The organism is Peribacillus sp. YIM B13482, from assembly GCF_042787975.1.
Lineage (GTDB): Bacteria > Bacillota > Bacilli > Bacillales > DSM-1321 > Peribacillus > Peribacillus simplex_A.
The window spans coordinates 13416-30287 of the sequence record NZ_JBHZPF010000028.1; the positions used below are offsets into that span (position 1 = coordinate 13416).

General features: G+C 40.4%; 29 protein-coding genes and 1 pseudogene. All 30 read right to left on the minus strand.

Translation table 11 applies throughout. The features are described 5' to 3' along the window. Positions 1-108: 108 nt before the first annotated feature. Positions 109-498: a 30S ribosomal protein S11 gene (gene rpsK / locus ACFX4L_RS14475; protein WP_028390438.1), complete on the minus strand. Its 390-nt coding sequence runs from the start codon at positions 496-498 to the stop codon at positions 109-111. Positions 499-520: 22 nt separating this feature from the next. After that, positions 521-886 carry a 30S ribosomal protein S13 gene (gene rpsM / locus ACFX4L_RS14480; protein WP_057915228.1) on the minus strand — a complete coding sequence of 122 codons (366 nt, stop codon included), beginning with the start codon at positions 884-886 and terminating at the stop codon, positions 521-523. 22 nt (positions 887-908) lie between these two features. Further along, positions 909-1022 (minus strand): 50S ribosomal protein L36, encoded by a 114-nt coding sequence (gene rpmJ, locus ACFX4L_RS14485; protein ID WP_003156543.1) that lies wholly within the window; start codon positions 1020-1022, stop codon positions 909-911. A gap of 40 nt (positions 1023-1062) precedes the next feature. After that, positions 1063-1281: a translation initiation factor IF-1 gene (gene infA, locus ACFX4L_RS14490; protein ID WP_028390440.1), complete on the minus strand. Its 219-nt coding sequence runs from the start codon at positions 1279-1281 to the stop codon at positions 1063-1065. Between the two features lie 42 nt (positions 1282-1323). Continuing rightward, positions 1324-1676 (minus strand): annotated as a pseudogene (locus ACFX4L_RS14495) (M24 family metallopeptidase); the annotation flags it as partial. A gap of 170 nt (positions 1677-1846) precedes the next feature. Continuing rightward, the gene (locus ACFX4L_RS14500; RefSeq protein WP_377384796.1) at positions 1847-2500 is read right to left on the minus strand and encodes an adenylate kinase; all 654 of its coding nucleotides are present in this window, start codon (positions 2498-2500) and stop codon (positions 1847-1849) included. Between the two features lie 58 nt (positions 2501-2558). Then, on the minus strand, positions 2559-3854 hold the full coding sequence (secY, locus tag ACFX4L_RS14505) for a preprotein translocase subunit SecY (RefSeq protein ID WP_061440391.1): 1296 nt from the start codon (positions 3852-3854) through the stop codon (positions 2559-2561). Further along, positions 3854-4294 carry a 50S ribosomal protein L15 gene (rplO, locus tag ACFX4L_RS14510; protein WP_034304982.1) on the minus strand — a complete coding sequence of 147 codons (441 nt, stop codon included), beginning with the start codon at positions 4292-4294 and terminating at the stop codon, positions 3854-3856. Before rplO ends, secY begins: the two co-directional genes overlap by 1 nt. 32 nt (positions 4295-4326) lie before the next feature. Further along, entirely contained in the window at positions 4327-4509 is a 183-nt protein-coding gene (gene rpmD / locus ACFX4L_RS14515; protein WP_057915223.1) for a 50S ribosomal protein L30, read from the minus strand. A gap of 16 nt (positions 4510-4525) precedes the next feature. Then, positions 4526-5026 carry a 30S ribosomal protein S5 gene (rpsE, locus tag ACFX4L_RS14520; protein ID WP_034304987.1) on the minus strand — a complete coding sequence of 167 codons (501 nt, stop codon included), beginning with the start codon at positions 5024-5026 and terminating at the stop codon, positions 4526-4528. Between the two features lie 22 nt (positions 5027-5048). After that, on the minus strand, positions 5049-5411 hold the full coding sequence (rplR, locus tag ACFX4L_RS14525) for a 50S ribosomal protein L18 (RefSeq protein WP_061440390.1): 363 nt from the start codon (positions 5409-5411) through the stop codon (positions 5049-5051). Between the two features lie 32 nt (positions 5412-5443). Continuing rightward, positions 5444-5980, minus strand: coding sequence for a 50S ribosomal protein L6 (gene rplF, locus ACFX4L_RS14530; RefSeq protein ID WP_061440389.1), 537 nt, complete (start codon positions 5978-5980; stop codon positions 5444-5446). 30 nt (positions 5981-6010) lie between these two features. After that, entirely contained in the window at positions 6011-6409 is a 399-nt protein-coding gene (gene rpsH, locus ACFX4L_RS14535) for a 30S ribosomal protein S8 (RefSeq protein ID WP_061440388.1), read from the minus strand. Between the two features lie 30 nt (positions 6410-6439). Beyond that, positions 6440-6625, minus strand: coding sequence for a type Z 30S ribosomal protein S14 (locus ACFX4L_RS14540; protein WP_034304998.1), 186 nt, complete (start codon positions 6623-6625; stop codon positions 6440-6442). Between the two features lie 25 nt (positions 6626-6650). Beyond that, positions 6651-7190 (minus strand): 50S ribosomal protein L5, encoded by a 540-nt coding sequence (gene rplE / locus ACFX4L_RS14545; protein ID WP_048677889.1) that lies wholly within the window; start codon positions 7188-7190, stop codon positions 6651-6653. 29 nt (positions 7191-7219) lie between these two features. Continuing rightward, positions 7220-7531: a 50S ribosomal protein L24 gene (rplX, locus tag ACFX4L_RS14550; RefSeq protein ID WP_061440387.1), complete on the minus strand. Its 312-nt coding sequence runs from the start codon at positions 7529-7531 to the stop codon at positions 7220-7222. Positions 7532-7574: 43 nt separating this feature from the next. Then, complete coding sequence (gene rplN / locus ACFX4L_RS14555; protein ID WP_061440386.1) at positions 7575-7943, minus strand: 50S ribosomal protein L14; 369 nt, start codon at positions 7941-7943, stop codon at positions 7575-7577. A gap of 41 nt (positions 7944-7984) precedes the next feature. Further along, positions 7985-8248: a 30S ribosomal protein S17 gene (gene rpsQ, locus ACFX4L_RS14560; protein ID WP_034305007.1), complete on the minus strand. Its 264-nt coding sequence runs from the start codon at positions 8246-8248 to the stop codon at positions 7985-7987. An 18-nt stretch (positions 8249-8266) separates the two neighbouring features. Beyond that, positions 8267-8470 carry a 50S ribosomal protein L29 gene (gene rpmC, locus ACFX4L_RS14565; protein WP_034305010.1) on the minus strand — a complete coding sequence of 68 codons (204 nt, stop codon included), beginning with the start codon at positions 8468-8470 and terminating at the stop codon, positions 8267-8269. Continuing rightward, the gene (gene rplP, locus ACFX4L_RS14570) at positions 8460-8894 is read right to left on the minus strand and encodes a 50S ribosomal protein L16 (protein WP_053349061.1); all 435 of its coding nucleotides are present in this window, start codon (positions 8892-8894) and stop codon (positions 8460-8462) included. The genes rpmC and rplP overlap by 11 nt, the downstream gene beginning before the upstream one ends. A 1-nt stretch (position 8895) precedes the next feature. Beyond that, positions 8896-9552, minus strand: a complete 657-nt coding sequence (gene rpsC / locus ACFX4L_RS14575; protein ID WP_061440385.1) for a 30S ribosomal protein S3 — start codon at positions 9550-9552, stop codon at positions 8896-8898. A gap of 3 nt (positions 9553-9555) precedes the next feature. Continuing rightward, positions 9556-9897, minus strand: coding sequence for a 50S ribosomal protein L22 (gene rplV / locus ACFX4L_RS14580; protein WP_034305017.1), 342 nt, complete (start codon positions 9895-9897; stop codon positions 9556-9558). 17 nt (positions 9898-9914) lie between these two features. Next, positions 9915-10193, minus strand: coding sequence for a 30S ribosomal protein S19 (rpsS, locus tag ACFX4L_RS14585; protein ID WP_034305018.1), 279 nt, complete (start codon positions 10191-10193; stop codon positions 9915-9917). Between the two features lie 60 nt (positions 10194-10253). Then, positions 10254-11084: a 50S ribosomal protein L2 gene (rplB, locus tag ACFX4L_RS14590; protein ID WP_053349063.1), complete on the minus strand. Its 831-nt coding sequence runs from the start codon at positions 11082-11084 to the stop codon at positions 10254-10256. Between the two features lie 26 nt (positions 11085-11110). Further along, complete coding sequence (rplW, locus tag ACFX4L_RS14595; RefSeq protein WP_057915217.1) at positions 11111-11395, minus strand: 50S ribosomal protein L23; 285 nt, start codon at positions 11393-11395, stop codon at positions 11111-11113. Next, complete coding sequence (gene rplD / locus ACFX4L_RS14600) at positions 11395-12018, minus strand: 50S ribosomal protein L4 (protein WP_053349064.1); 624 nt, start codon at positions 12016-12018, stop codon at positions 11395-11397. Before rplD ends, rplW begins: the two co-directional genes overlap by 1 nt. Positions 12019-12043: 25 nt before the next feature. Then, positions 12044-12673 (minus strand): 50S ribosomal protein L3, encoded by a 630-nt coding sequence (gene rplC / locus ACFX4L_RS14605; protein WP_034305028.1) that lies wholly within the window; start codon positions 12671-12673, stop codon positions 12044-12046. A 40-nt stretch (positions 12674-12713) separates the two neighbouring features. Further along, positions 12714-13022, minus strand: a complete 309-nt coding sequence (gene rpsJ / locus ACFX4L_RS14610; RefSeq protein WP_019244375.1) for a 30S ribosomal protein S10 — start codon at positions 13020-13022, stop codon at positions 12714-12716. 423 nt (positions 13023-13445) lie between these two features. Next, complete coding sequence (gene tuf, locus ACFX4L_RS14615) at positions 13446-14633, minus strand: elongation factor Tu (protein ID WP_061440381.1); 1188 nt, start codon at positions 14631-14633, stop codon at positions 13446-13448. A 120-nt stretch (positions 14634-14753) separates the two neighbouring features. Then, on the minus strand, positions 14754-16832 hold the full coding sequence (gene fusA / locus ACFX4L_RS14620) for an elongation factor G (RefSeq protein WP_061440380.1): 2079 nt from the start codon (positions 16830-16832) through the stop codon (positions 14754-14756). Positions 16833-16872 lie beyond the last annotated feature (40 nt).

Here is a 16872-nt window from a genome sequence, read left to right on the forward strand (position 1 = left end):
TGTATACGTTCCCGCTGTGCGCAACAACTGAAAATTAATCTTCTGTAAGAACGCAAACTCAGTATTATATCCCATTATTGACAGGAATACAAAATCTATACAGAAAAATTAAACACGGCGACGTTTTGGTGGACGGCATCCGTTATGTGGAACTGGAGTTACATCTTTAATTGCAGTTACTTCTAGGCCAGCAGCTTGAAGTGCACGAATAGCAGCCTCACGTCCAGCACCAGGTCCTTTAACTGTAACTTCAAGAGTTTTCATACCATGTTCAATTGATGTTTTAGCAGCTGTTTCAGCAGCCATTTGTGCAGCGAATGGAGTGGATTTACGAGATCCACGGAATCCTAGAGCTCCAGCACTTGACCAAGAAATAGCATTACCATGAGAGTCAGTGATCGTAACGATAGTGTTATTGAATGTTGAACGAATATGTGCAATACCAGTTTCTATATTCTTTTTCACACGACGTTTACGTGTATTAGTTTTACGTGCCATGAAAAGTAACCTCCTTTACTAATTATTTTTTCTTGTTAGCTACAGTACGACGAGGTCCTTTACGCGTACGAGCATTGTTTTTTGTATTTTGACCGCGAACAGGAAGACCACGACGGTGACGTAAACCACGGTAAGAACCGATTTCCATTAAACGTTTGATGTTTAGGGAGATTTCACGACGAAGGTCGCCTTCTACTTTAAGCTTGTCAATGATATCACGAATTTTATTCAATTCGTCTTCCGTTAAGTCACGAACGCGAGTTTCTTCAGAAACGCCTGCTTCTGCAAGAACTTTCATCGCGGTTTGTTTTCCAATACCATATATATATGTTAATGAGATAACAATACGTTTGTCACGGGGAATATCTACTCCAGCAATACGTGCCATGCTTGAGTGCACCTCCTTCTATTTAGCCTTGTTTTTGTTTATGTTTAGGGTTTTCGCAAATAACCATAACTTTACCTTTTCTGCGGATAACTTTACACTTTTCGCAGATTGGTTTGACTGATGGTCTGACTTTCATTGCTATCTAACCTCCTTATACAGATCGGAGCGTAACCGGATTATTTGAACCGGTATGTGATTCTGCCGCGAGTTAGATCATACGGGGAAAGCTCAACCGTAACTTTATCTCCAGGCAAAATGCGAATAAAGTGCATACGAATTTTACCGGATACATGAGCTAAAACAGTATGACCATTTTCTAATTCTACCTTAAACATTGCATTTGGCAAAGTCTCTTGTACTGTGCCTTCTACTTCAATTACATCATCTTTCGCCATTAAAGTGATTCTCCCTTCTCTATGCGTGAACCTATTAAAGGTACACATCTTTCCGTCAACATTACTACAGTCCAATTATCCTCATAAGTCTTACAATTCTGCATCAAGTATTCACCATTTTGTAGAACCAGGCTTTAACTGAGGACCTTTATCAGTTGGACCGAAATGAGGATTTTATGGGTCCTCATGTAAGTCTTGACCGATTCCGTGACCGACATACTCTCGAAATAGAGAAGCAATTAGTCTCGACATAGGTTTGAATAGCATGGGAGATGTTTGAAAGGCGCACGCCTGACATAGCTTCTTTCAACCCTCTATATCACGACTCTTTAGGAATCCCAATAGAGTCACTGCATTTCTTCATCAATTTTGCCGACCGGATATGTCCATGAAGATCACTTAGAAAGTAATCGCCCAATTCAGGGAATACCAAGTACAAGAACCTGATTAATAAATGTGCGAATGCTCTCGCGAAATTCATTATACCCTTTGTATTAAAGGAATGCACCAAGTTTAACTAGTAAGTTGTAAAAATGGTTTGAATTTCATAAATCAATACGAATGATTAATTTTGCAAAGCACCAACTAACACATCAATATCTTCAAATACCTTATTAATATCTTGCTGTCCGTTAATGTTGACCAAGTATCCTTTTTCTCCGTAGAAATCAAGAAGTGGTTTGGTTTGTTTCAAATTCACATCTAAGCGATTTTGAACCGTTTCTTCATTATCATCAGCACGTTGATATAATTCTCCGCCGCAGCGGTCGCATACATCATCTTTAGCGGGAGGATTGAATACAAGATGATATGTCGCACCACATGATTTGCAAATACGACGTCCTGTCAATCTTTCCATTAAGATGCTTTTATCAACATCGATATTAATGACAAAATTCATTTTTCGATCTAAATCAGTAAGAATGCTTTCAAGTGCTTCTGCCTGTGCCACAGTACGTGGAAAACCATCAAGCAAAAATCCTTTTAGGCAGTCTTCCTTGCTTAATCTTTCACGTACAATGCCTATGGTAACTTCATCTGGTACCAATTCGCCTTTGTCCATGAATGATTTTGCCTTTAGACCTAATTCTGTTCCATCTTTGATAGCTGTTCGGAACATATCTCCAGTAGAAATATGAGGGATATTATATTTTTCTACGATTTGTTCAGCTTGAGTGCCCTTACCAGCACCAGGCAGACCCATTAACACTAGATTCAATTTTCTTCCCCCTCAAACTCTATAATGGGTAAAGGGAACAAGGCGTTCCCAAAACTCATTACTTTATAAAGCCTTTATAGTGTCTCTTCACAAGTTGTGATTCAAGCTGCTTCATCGTATCAAGGGCAACCCCCACTACGATTAGCAAACTAGTACCACCAATCTGTGCAGATTGAGGTAAATCAGCAATCTTAATGAAGAATACCGGTAAAACGGCAATGATGGCTAAGAATATAGAGCCTACAAACGTCAAACGGTATAAAACACGTGTTAAATATTCTTGTGTACTCTTACCTGGACGAATCCCCGGCACATAGCCACCTTGCTTTTTCAAATTCTCAGCCATTTGTTCAGGGTTAACCTGAATGAATGCATAAAAATACGCAAAAGCAATGATAAGAGCGACATATATGATCATACCAATTGGATTGGTATAAGCAAGATTTTCTGTTATCCAACTAGTAACACTGTTCTTTCCAAAGAAAGATGCGATTGTAGTAGGAGTGATAAGAAATGCCATTGCAAAGATTACCGGAATAACCCCTGCAGCATTTACTTTCAATGGTAAATGTGTAGACTGGCCACCCATTTGTGTACGACCTACCGCAGCACGTTTGGCATACTGAATAGGAATTTTACGTAATGCCTGCTGAATGAAGATGACAGCAACCACGATTGCTAATACTGCTAATACAATGAGGATAATCGTTATAATTCGTAAGAATAATTGATCACCAGCATTTTGAAATTGTTGGGCGTATATTTGATTTGCCGTTGTTGGCAAACTAGCTACGATACCAGCAAAGATTATGATGGAAATCCCATTACCCACACCCTTAGCAGTGATCAGCTCCCCTAACCACAAAAGAAAAGCTGTTCCTGCCGTTAAGACAGTCGCAATAAGCAAGTATGTTGCAATTCCAGGATTTTCAATCAACTGGCCACCTGACATATTATTGAACCCATAAGACATGCCCAAAGCTTGGATAAATCCTAGGATAATAGTGAAGTAACGCGTGAATTGAGCTAATTTACGGCGCCCTGCTTCCCCTTGTTTAGACCATTCAGTGAACTTAGGTACAACATCCATCTGTAATAGTTGAACGATGATAGATGCCGTGATATATGGCATGATACCCATCGCTAATATGGAGAAGTTTTTTAGTGCTCCGCCGCCAAAGGTATTTAAAAGACCTATGACGCTCAGCTGGTCCTGTTCAGCGAGAAAACCGGCATTCACATGCGGTACAGGTATAAATGTACCGATGCGATAGACGATTAACATTAGAAGGGTAAAAATAATCTTATTCCTTATTTCACCCACGCGCATAAAATTGGAGATCGTGCGAAACATTAGATCACCTCTGTATTACCGCCAGCAGCTTCGATAGCTTCTTTAGCAGTAGACGAGAATTTGTGAGCTTTAACAGTAAGCTTTTTCTCAATGCTTCCTTTTGCAAGAATTTTGATTCCTGCTTTTTCTTTACTAACAACTCCAGTCTCAAGTAAAAGAGCTGGTGTTACTTCAGTACCGTCTTCGAAAAGATTTAACGTATCAAGATTCACGATAGCATAGTCTTTACGGTTGATGTTGGTAAATCCACGTTTAGGTAAACGTCTGAATAGAGGAGTTTGTCCCCCTTCAAATCCAAGACGCACACCGCCGCCGGAGCGAGCGTTTTGTCCTTTATGTCCTTTACCTGCTGTTTTACCGTTACCAGATCCAATACCGCGACCTTTACGTTTACGTTCTTTACGAGAACCTTCTGCAGCTTTTAACTCATGAAGTTTCATGTTGGCACCTCCTTGTTAAGTTAAAAATTATTTTATTGTTCTTTTACAGTAACAAGATGAGCAACTTTGGTAATCATACCGCGAATCGCAGGGTTATCTTCATGAATAACCGTTTGATGCATTTTGCGTAAACCCAAAGTGTTAACTGTAACACGTTGATCTTCAGGACGACCAATCAAGCTGCGAGTGAGGGTAATTTCTAATTTATTAGCCATAATTCGATTTCCCTCCTTATCCTAACAGTTCTTGTACTGATTTTCCACGTAACTTAGCTACGTCTTCAGCACGTTTCAATTGCTTCAATCCTTCAATTGTTGCGCGAACCATATTAATAGGTGTATTAGTACCTAGTGATTTAGACAAGATATCGCTAACTCCGCCTAATTCTAGTACCGCACGAACAGGACCACCAGCAATTACTCCTGTACCTTCAGAAGCTGGTTTCAATAGAATGTGACCTGCGCCATAGCGACCGTTCACAAGGTGAGGAATTGTAGTTCCAACCATTGGTACAGTAATTAGATTTTTCTTAGCGTCCTCAATAGCTTTACGGATAGCATCCGGAACTTCTTGAGCTTTACCAGTACCAAATCCAACATGACCATTTTTATCACCAACAACAACTAGTGCAGTGAAACGGAAACGACGTCCGCCTTTAACAACTTTAGCTACACGATTTACTGTAACTACGCGTTCTTCAAGTTCTAATTTATTAGGATCAATGCTACGCATCTGTTATGTCCCTCCTTATCCATTAAAATTCTAAGCCGTTTTCACGAGCAGCGTCAGCCAATGCTTTAACACGACCATGGAAGAGGTAACCACCGCGGTCAAATACCACAGCTTTGAAACCTTTTTCAACAGCACGTTTCGCAATAAGTTCGCCAACTTTTTGAGCTGCTTCAGCATTGCTACTAGCTTCGATACTGATCTCTTTATCAAGAGTTGAAGCACTTGCTAATGTTACGCCTTGTGCATCGTCAATTAATTGTGCGTAAATGTGTTTGTTTGAACGAAACACATTTAAACGAGGACGAGCTTCTGTTCCAGAAAGCTTAGCACGTACACGCGCATGTCTTTTCTGACGAGTAGCATTTTTATCAAGCTTCGTAATCATTTACGTCACTCCTTTCGTTTACTTATGCGGCATTACTTACCAGTTTTACCTTCTTTACGACGAACGAATTCGCCTTCGTAACGGATCCCTTTACCTTTATACGGTTCAGGTGGGCGAACATCACGGATATTAGCTGCTAGAGCTCCTACACGTTCTTTGTTTGCACCTTTGATGATTACTTTTGTATTAGAAGGAACTTCGACTTCAACGCCAGCTTCTGGCTCTATTTCTACAGGGTGAGAATATCCTACGTTAAGGATAAGCTTAGTACCTTGCTTTTGTGCACGGTACCCAACCCCAATAAGTTCAAGTGATTTTACAAAACCTGTTGATACACCTTCAACCATGTTAGAGATAAGTGCGCGAGTAGTTCCGTGTAAAGAACGGTGAGCCTTCTCGTCAGACGGACGTGTAACAGTTAACACGTTCTCTTCAACAACGATTGTAAGGTCAGGACTGAATGATCTAGTTAATTCACCTTTAGGACCTTTAACAGTTACTTCACTTCCGTTAACAGTAACCGTTACGCCTGTAGGGATTTCAATAGGTTTTTTACCTATACGAGACATATTGTGCACCTCCATTCTTGTGAAAATGTATTACCAAACGTATGCTAAAACTTCTCCGCCAGCTTGTTTAGAGCGAGCTTCCTTGTCTGTTAAAACTCCGTGAGAAGTAGAAACAATTGCGATACCTAAACCGTTTAGAACGCGTGGTACCTCTCCAGTTTTTGCATATACACGCAAACCAGGTTTGCTGATACGTTTTAGACCAGTGATAACACGTTCGTTGTTTGCACCGTATTTTAAGAAGATACGGATGATACCTTGTTTGTTGTCTTCGATTAATTCAAAGTCACGTACGAAGCCTTCACGCTTTAAGATCTCAGCAATTTCCTTTTTGATCTTTGAAGCAGGAACTTCTAGTTTTTCGTGACGAACCATATTCGCATTACGGATGCGAGTAAGCATATCTGCAATAGGATCTGTCATGACCATTATATTTTACCTCCTTCCCAAACTCGGGTTTTACCAGCTAGCTTTTTTAACGCCAGGAATTTGTCCTTTATATGCAAGTTCGCGGAAACAAATACGACAAAGTTTAAATTTACGTAATACAGAATGTGGACGTCCGCAACGTTCGCAACGTGTATATTCTTGTACTTTAAACTTCTGTTCGCGTTTTTGCTTTACGATCATAGACTTTTTAGCCACGATTTCGCCTCCCTTTATTTAGAGATTACTTTTGGAACGGCATTCCAACTTGAGTAAGTAGTTCACGAGCTTCTTCGTCAGTGTTGGCAGTCGTTACGATAACGATATCCATACCACGAACTTTGCTCACTTTATCGTAATCAATCTCAGGGAAGATAAGTTGTTCTTTAACACCTAATGTATAGTTCCCACGTCCGTCAAAGGATTTCTTTGAAACGCCGCGGAAATCACGTACACGTGGTAAAGATACAGATACTAGCTTATCAAGGAATTGATACATACGTTCTCCACGTAATGTAACCTTCGCTCCGATAGGCATACCTTCACGCAAACGGAAGCCTGCGATTGATTTTTTAGCTTTTGTTATAACTGGTTTTTGACCAGTGATCAATGTAAGTTCTTCAACAGCTGTATCTAAAGCTTTTGAGTTAGATACTGCGTCACCCACACCCATGTTAATAACGATTTTCTCAATGTTTGGTACTTGCATTACTGATTGATAGTTGAATTTACCCATCAATGACGGTGTAATTTCACTTTTGAATTTTTCTTTAAGGCGGCTCATTGCTTAGTGTACCTCCCTTCATTTATGACTTATTTATCTAAAGATTCACCTGATATTTTAGCTACGCGTACTTTTTTACCATTTTCGATCTTATATCCAACACGAGTCGGTTTACCTGATTTAGGATCAAGTGGCATTACATTGGATACGTGAATAGCAGCTTCTCTGCTGATAATTCCACCTTGTGGATTAATTTGAGATGGCTTGGAATGCTTTTTCACGATGTTAATTCCTTCAACAAGCACACGATTTTGTTTCGGATATGCTTCAAGAATTGTTCCTTGTTTGCCTTTGTCCTTACCAGAGATGACTACGACTTTGTCACCTTTTTTAACATGCATTAGCTTGGCACCTCCTTGAAAGGCTTTATACAAATTTTACATATTATAGAACTTCTGGAGCTAGAGAAACGATCTTCATGAAACTATTGTCACGTAATTCACGAGCAACAGGTCCAAAAATACGAGTTCCACGTGGGCTCTTATCGTCACGGATAATTACACATGCGTTTTCATCAAAACGAATGTAAGAACCGTCAGGACGACGCATACCACGTTTTGTACGGACAACAACAGCCTTAACGACTTCACCTTTTTTAACAACGCCTCCTGGTGTTGCCTGTTTAACTGTACAAACGATGACATCACCAATGTTTGCAGTTTTACGGCCAGAACCACCTAGGACTTTAATTGTTAGCACTTCACGAGCACCTGAATTGTCAGCGACTTTTAAACGAGATTCTTGTTGAATCATGTACGGTACCTCCCTTCGGAATTAGCTTAATCCGAACTATATTAAATGATTACTGCTTTTTCTACTACTTCTACAAGACGGAAGCGCTTTGTAGCTGAAAGTGGACGAGTTTCCATGATACGTACTACGTCGCCTGCTTTAGCTTCGTTTAGCTCGTCATGAGCTTTTAACTTTTTAGAGTATTTCACGCGTTTACCGTATAAAGAATGCTTTTTATAGGTTTCTACAACAACTGTTACTGTTTTATCCATTTTATCGGATACTACGCGGCCAGTGTAGATTTTGCGTTGGTTGCGTTCGCTCATTCTGCAAACCTCCATTCATTATCGATTAGTGACACCGATCTCTCTTTGACGAACAACTGTTTTCATACGAGCAATCGATTTGCGAACTTCACGGATGCGAGCTGTATTTTCAAGTTGTCCAGTAGCTAACTGGAAACGAAGATTAAATAGTTCTTCTTTAAGAGATTTTAGTTTTTGTTCAATTTCAGCAGTGGTTAGATCTTTGATTTCATTAGCTTTCATTTGTTTCACCACCAATTTCCTCTCTTTTTACAAACTTGCATTTGATTGGAAGTTTGTGTGCTGCAAGGCGCAATGCTTCTCTTGCCACCTCTTCAGATACACCAGAGATTTCAAACAATACTTTGCCCGGTTTAACTACTGCTACCCAACCTTCAGGAGCACCTTTACCGGAACCCATCCGTACTTCAAGCGGCTTAGCTGTGTAAGGTTTGCTTGGGAAAATTTTGATCCAAACTTTTCCTCCACGTTTCATATAACGAGTCATCGCAATACGAGCTGCTTCGATTTGGCGGTTAGTGATCCAGGAAGCTTCTTGAGCTTGAAGTCCAAATTCTCCAAAATGAACTTCAGTGCCGCCCTTAGCCATCCCTCTCATCTTACCGCGGTGTTCACGACGGTATTTTACGCGTTTTGGCAATAACATATTATTTTCCTCCTTCCTCAGATTTCTTCTTAGTAGGAAGAACTTCTCCACGGTAGATCCAAACTTTCACGCCTAGCTTACCGTAAGTAGTATCTGCTTCAGCATGAGCATAATCTATGTCAGCACGAAGTGTGTGAAGTGGAACTGTTCCTTCGCTGTAATGTTCAGCACGAGCAATATCAGCACCGCCAAGACGACCAGAAACTTGAGTTTTGATTCCTTGTGCGCCAGAACGCATAGTACGTTGGATAGCTTGCTTTTGAGCACGACGGAATGAAACACGGTTTTCTAATTGACGAGCGATGTTTTCAGCAACCAATTTTGCGTCAAGATCTGCTCTTTTAATTTCAATGATATTGATATGAACTCTTTTGCCAGTTAACTGGTTCAAAGCTTTACGAAGTGCTTCAACTTCAGTACCGCCCTTACCGATAACCATTCCTGGTTTAGCAGTGTGAACAGATACATTGATACGGTTAGCTGCACGTTCGATTTCAACTTTGGATACAGAAGCATCATTTAAACGTTTCGCGATATACTCACGAACTTTAATGTCTTCATGCAAAAGAACTGCGTAGTCTTTATCAGCGTACCATTTGGATTCCCAATCACGGATGATCCCGATACGCAAACCGACTGGATTTACCTTTTGACCCACAGATTACCCCTCCTTCTTTTCTGATACAACGATTGTAATATGACTAGTACGTTTGTTTATTGCACTCGCACGACCTTGAGCGCGAGGACGGAAACGTTTTAATGTTGGTCCTTCGTTAACGTATGCCTCTGAAACGACTAGGTTATTAATATCCATTTCGTAGTTGTGTTCTGCATTTGCGATAGCAGATTTCAGAATTTTTTCTACGACTGGAGAAGCAGATTTTGGTGTTAAGCGAAGAATCGCTACTGCTTCACCTACTTGTTTTCCTCGAATTAAATCTGCGACTAAACGCACTTTACGAGGAGCTATACGAACTGTTTTAGCGACAGCTTTAGCTTGCATGAGATGCCCTCCTCTCATTAACGTCTTGTTTTCTTGTCATCACTTGCGTGACCTTTATAAGTGCGTGTAGGCGCGAATTCGCCTAGTTTGTGACCTACCATATCTTCTGTTACATAAACCGGCACATGCTTACGACCGTCATAAACGGCGATTGTGTGTCCGATGAATTGCGGGAAGATTGTTGAGCGACGAGACCAAGTTTTTACTACCTGTTTCTTGTCAGCTTCATTTAATTTTTCAACTTTTACCAATAAATGATCATCAACAAAAGGCCCTTTTTTTAAGCTACGACCCATGCGAGTACCTCCCTTCGTGACTGTTCTACGGTTCTATATATGAACCGTAGGTCAATCCCGTTATTTTTTACGACGACGTACGATAAATTTATCGGATTTATTTTTCTTCTTACGAGTTTTGAATCCAAGAGTAGGTTTACCCCATGGAGACATTGGTGATTTACGTCCGATTGGCGATTTACCTTCACCACCACCGTGTGGGTGATCATTCGGGTTCATTACTGATCCACGAACTGTTGGGCGTTTACCTAACCAACGGTTACGTCCAGCTTTACCAATGTTGATAAGTTCATGTTGTTCATTACCAACTTGACCGATAGTAGCACGGCAAGTTGCAAGAATCATACGAACCTCACCTGAGTTTAAACGTACAAGTACATAACGACCTTCTTTACCAAGGACTTGAGCAGATGTTCCTGCTGAACGGACTAATTGTCCACCTTTTCCTGGTTTAAGTTCGATGTTATGAATTACTGTACCAACTGGGATGTTAATAAGAGGAAGAGCGTTACCCACTTTAATGTCAGCTTCTGGACCTGACATAATTTCCAAACCTACTTCTAGGTTTTTGGGAGCTAGGATATAACGTTTTTCTCCATCAACGTAATTAATTAATGCAATGTTTGCAGAACGATTTGGATCGTACTCAATAGTAGCAACGCGTCCTGGTATACCATCTTTATTCCGTTTGAAATCGATGATACGGTATTGACGCTTGTGGCCGCCACCTTGATGACGAACTGTTAACTTACCTTGGTTATTACGGCCGCCTTTGCTGTGTAAAGGAGCAAGTAATGATTTTTCCGGTTTGTCTGTAGTGATCTCAGCAAAATCCGAAGTTGTCATATTACGTCGACCGTTAGAGGTAGGTTTATACTTCTTAATCGCCATTTGTATTTCCCTCCTTCTCTAATGAATTAAGCTTCGAATAGCTCGATTTCTTTGCTGTCAGCAGTTAATTTAACAATAGCTTTACGGCGCTTGTTAGTATAGCCTGCATGTTTGCCCATACGTTTAAATTTACCTTTGTAGTTCATGATGTTTACTTTCTCAACTTTAACGCCGAAAATTTCTTGAACAGCATCTTTAACTTGAGTTTTGTTAGCTCTAACATCAACTTCAAAAGTATATTTCTTTTCAGCCATTACGTCTGAAGAGCGTTCAGTGATTACGGGGCGCTTAATGATATCGCGTGCATCCATTATGCAAGCACCTCCTCTACTTTTTCGACAGCTGATTTAGTCAAGATCAATTTGTTGTGTGAAACAACATCAAGAACGTTAAGACCAACAGCTTCAACTACAGTAACACCAGGGATGTTACGTGCAGAAAGAGCAACTTTCTCATCTAAACCGTCAGTAACAACTAACGTTTTAGTATCAACAGAAAGATTTTTAAGTACCGCTACAAACTCTTTTGTTTTTGGAGCTTCGAAAGACAAGCTTTCAAGTACCAAAATGTTCTCTTCCAATGCCTTTGCAGACAATGCAGATTTAATAGCTAAACGACGTACCTTTTTAGGTAGCTTGTAAGCGTAAGATCTTGGAGTAGGTCCAAAAACAACGCCACCGCCACGCCATTGTGGAGAACGGATAGAACCTTGACGCGCACGTCCAGTTCCTTTTTGTTTCCAAGGTTTACGTCCACCGCCTGCAACTTCAGAACGGTTTTTAACTTTATGAGTTCCTTGACGTAAGGAAGCTCGTTGCATGATGATTGCTTCAAATAATACATGATTATTAGGTTCGATACCAAAGATGGATTCATTTAGTTCGATGTCGCCAACTTGTGAACCTGTTTGGTTGAACAATGTAACTTTTGGCATTCTATTGCTCCTCCTTTCTCAGAAATTACTTTGCTTTAACAGCAGTTTTAACTTTGATCAATGCTTTTCTAGCACCAGGTACATTACCTTTGATCAATAGTAGGTTGCGTTCAACATCAACTTTAACGATAGCTAAGTTTTGAACAGTAATTTGTTCTCCACCCATACGTCCTGGTAATAGTTTACCTTTGAATACGCGGTTTGGAGCTACAGGACCCATTGAACCTGGGCGACGGTGGTAACGAGAACCATGAGACATAGGTCCGCGAGATTGTCCATGACGCTTGATAGAGCCTTGGAAACCTTTACCTTTTGAAATTCCTGATACATCTACTAAATCGCCTTCAGCGAAAATACTAACATTGACTTCTTGACCGATCTCATATTCAGTAAGATCCGTTCCGCGGAATTCGCGAATGAAGCGCTTAGGAGTAGTATTTGCTTTTTCAACATGGCCCTTTTCAGGTTTGTTAGAAAGCTTTTCGCGTTTGTTTTCAAAACCAACTTGAACTGCTTCATAGCCATCAGTTTCAACAGTTTTCTTTTGAAGAACCACGTTATTAGCAGCTTCGATAACTGTTACCGGAATAAGTTCACCGTTTTCAGCAAAAACTTGAGTCATACCGATTTTTCTTCCTAAGATTCCTTTGGTCATAAGTCACACCTCCTAGAGTAATTGTTCATATTTATATGAATTATAATTTGATTTCAATGTCAACGCCTGATGGTAAATCTAAACGCATCAATGAATCAACTGTTTGTGGAGTTGGATTAACGATGTCGATTAGACGTTTATGCGTACGCATTTCGAATTGTTCACGAGAATCTTTGTATTTATGAACCGCACGTAGGATCGTATATACCGATCTTTCAGTAGGTAATGGAATTGGACCAGATACAGCCGCACCAGAACGTTTTGCAGTTTCAACAATTTTCTCAGCAGATTGATCAAGAATTCTGTGATCATATGCTTTTAAACGGATACGAATTTTTTGTTTTGCCATAATTTTCCCTCCTTTTCGCCTATTTTAAAATAGACCTTCTCAATGGAAATTTCCCACACACTCGCCATGGCAAAGCGGCCGGGTGTGTCAGCAACCTTCCATATCATCGCAGTCAAAGACCAACATTGTCTATTATACATAATGCACAAGTAAAATGCAAGTTAAACTTAAACTTTTCTTGTGCAACACACTTTTATTATTATACATACTATCACAAGTATTTACAAGTAGATTCTACATGGTCTTTCATATCCATTTTCTTCAATTCGAAATCGGGTATGAAACTTAATAAATTCACTAATTTTTTTATCGATATTTATAGAAGAAAAAAATAAAAAACCTTTAGAAAATAGAAAAGAAGCAGATGGCGTCCCATCTGCTTCTCCCGGAAGGCGTCCCTTCCAATATTGTTTTATGAATCAATTACTCTGTGATTGTAGCAACTACGCCAGCGCCTACAGTACGTCCACCCTCACGGATAGAGAATTTAGTACCTTCTTCGATAGCGATTGGAGCGATAAGTTCTACAGTCATTTCGATGTTGTCTCCAGGCATAACCATTTCTACGCCTTCAGGAAGGTTACAAATACCAGTTACGTCAGTTGTACGGAAGTAGAACTGAGGACGGTAGTTTGTGAAGAATGGAGTGTGACGTCCACCTTCTTCTTTAGAAAGAACATATACTTCAGCTTTGAACTTTGTGTGTGGAGTGATTGTACCTGGTTTAGCAAGTACTTGTCCACGTTGGATATCTTCACGGGATACACCACGAAGAAGTGCACCGATGTTGTCACCAGCTTCAGCATAGTCAAGAAGTTTACGGAACATTTCAACACCTGTTACAGTTGTTGGTTTAGACTCTTCGTTGAAACCGATGATGTCAACAACGTCACCGACTTTAACTTGTCCACGCTCAACACGACCAGTAGCAACTGTACCACGACCAGTGATAGAGAATACATCCTCAACTGGCATCATGAAAGGTTTTTCAGTGTCACGAGTTGGTTCTGGGATATACTCATCAACAGCTGTCATTAATTCATGAATTTTTTCTTCCCATTCAGCTTCTCCTTGAAGAGCTTTTAGTGCAGATCCTTTGATAACTGGAATGTCATCGCCAGGGAATTCGTATTCAGATAGTAGATCACGGATTTCCATTTCTACTAATTCAAGAAGTTCTTCGTCATCAACCATGTCGCATTTGTTCATGAATACTACAAGGAATGGTACACCTACTTGACGAGAAAGAAGGATGTGCTCACGAGTTTGTGGCATTGGGCCATCAGCAGCAGATACTACTAGGATTCCGCCATCCATTTGTGCAGCACCAGTGATCATGTTTTTAACATAGTCAGCATGTCCTGGGCAGTCAACGTGTGCGTAGTGACGAGTAGCTGTTTCGTACTCAACGTGTGCAGTAGAGATTGTGATACCACGTTCTCTTTCTTCTGGAGCACCATCGATTTGGTCATAAGCGCGAGCTTCTGCTCCACCAGTTTTAGCAAGTACAGTTGTGATTGCAGCAGTTAGAGTTGTTTTACCATGGTCAACGTGACCAATTGTTCCAACGTTAACGTGCGGTTTTGAACGATCAAATTTAGCTTTTCCCATTAGGAATTCCTCCTTAAAATTATAAATAAAAGATTAAGTATATAGGGCTGTGAAAGAAGACTAATTCTTCCATCACAGCTTACATAAGATAGTTATACTTTAATAAGAGATGAAAATCAATTATTCACCTTTATTTTTTTTGATGATTTCTTCAGAAATGCTCTTAGGTACTTCTTCATAATGATCGAAGTGCATAGAGAATGTTCCGCGTCCTTGTGTGTTAGAACGTAGAGACGTAGCATATCCGAACATTTCAGATAGTGGAACCATCGCTTTAACCATTTGCGTGTTACCGCGAGCTTCCATACCTTCTACACGACCACGGCGGGATGTGATATCTCCCATGATGTCGCCTAGATAATCTTCAGGAATAACTACTTCTACTTTCATGATTGGCTCAAGGATAACCGGCTTACATTTAGAAGCAGCATTTTTAAGTGCCATTGATGCAGCAATTTTAAATGCCATTTCGTTGGAGTCAACGTCATGGTAAGAACCGTCAAATAATTTTGCTTTGATGTCGACTAGCGGGTAACCAGCAAGTACACCACGGTCAAGTGAATCAACTAATCCAGCTTGTACAGCAGGGATATATTCACGTGGTACTACACCACCGACGATAGCATTTTCAAATTCGAATCCTTTACCTTCTTCGTTTGGACCAAATTCGATCCATACGTGTCCGAATTGTCCACGACCACCTGATTGGCGAACGAATTTACCTTCAACCTTAGCTGAACCACGGAAAGTTTCACGGTATGCTACTTGAGGAGCACCAACGTTTGCTTCCACTTTAAATTCACGACGCATACGGTCAACAAGGATGTCCAAGTGAAGTTCACCCATACCAGCGATAATCGTTTGACCAGTTTCTTGGTCAGTATGCGCACGGAATGTTGGATCTTCATCTTGTAGCTTTTGTAAAGCTTGACCCATTTTGTCTTGGTCTGCTTTGGATTTTGGTTCAACTGAAAGTGAAATAACTGGCTCTGGGAATACCATAGACTCAAGAATAACTTGGTTCTTGTCGTCACATAGAGTATCACCAGTTGTAGTATCTTTCAATCCTACAGCTGCAGCAATATCTCCTGCGTATACAGTTGATATTTCTTCACGGCTGTTTGCGTGCATTTGAAGGATACGTCCAATACGTTCACGTTTACCTTTAGTTGAGTTGATTACATAAGAACCTGATTCTAATGTACCTGAGTACACACGGAAGAATGTAAGTTTACCAACGTAAGGATCCGTCATTACTTTAAACGCTAAAGCTGAGAACGGTTCAGAATCATCTGAGTGGCGTTCTACTTCGTCTTCTGTATCAGGAAGAGTACCTTTAATAGCTGGTACATCTAACGGAGATGGAAGGAAGTCGATAACGTTATCAAGCATTAATTGAACACCTTTGTTTTTGAAAGCTGATCCACAGATAACTGGGAAGAATTCAACGTTAACGGTTGCTGTACGAATAGCTGCTTTTAATTCAGCAATGCTGATTTCTTCGCCGCCAAGGTATTTTTCCATTAAGTCTTCATTAACTTCTGCTACTGCTTCAATTAACTTTTCACGGTATTCTTCAGCTAATTCCCGATGTTCTTCAGGAATTTCACCAACAGTGATATCAGTTCCTAGATCATTGGCATAGAAATGAGCTTTCATTTCAATAAGGTCAATGATTGCAGAGAATTGATCTTCAGCACCGATTGGTAACTGAACTGGATGAGCATTAGCTTGTAGACGATCGTGGATTGTTCCAACTGAGTAAAGGAAATCCGCACCGATTTTGTCCATTTTATTTACGAATACGACACGCGGTACACCATAAGTTGTAGCTTGGCGCCAAACAGTTTCAGTTTGAGGCTCAACACCTGATTGGGCATCAAGTACAGCTACAGCTCCATCAAGTACACGCAATGAACGTTCAACTTCAACTGTGAAGTCTACGTGTCCTGGTGTATCGATGATGTTTACACGGTGACCTTTCCACTGTGCAGTTGTTGCAGCGGATGTGATCGTGATTCCGCGTTCTTGTTCCTGTTCCATCCAGTCCATTTGTGAAGCACCTTCGTGTGTTTCACCAATTTTATGGATTTTACCAGTATAGTATAGAACACGTTCTGTTGTTGTCGTTTTACCAGCATCGATGTGAGCCATGATACCGATATTACGAGTGTTTGCTAAGGAGAACTCTCTTGCCATTTGTCTTTCTCCTTCCTTCTATAAGGATTTTATAGTGTTT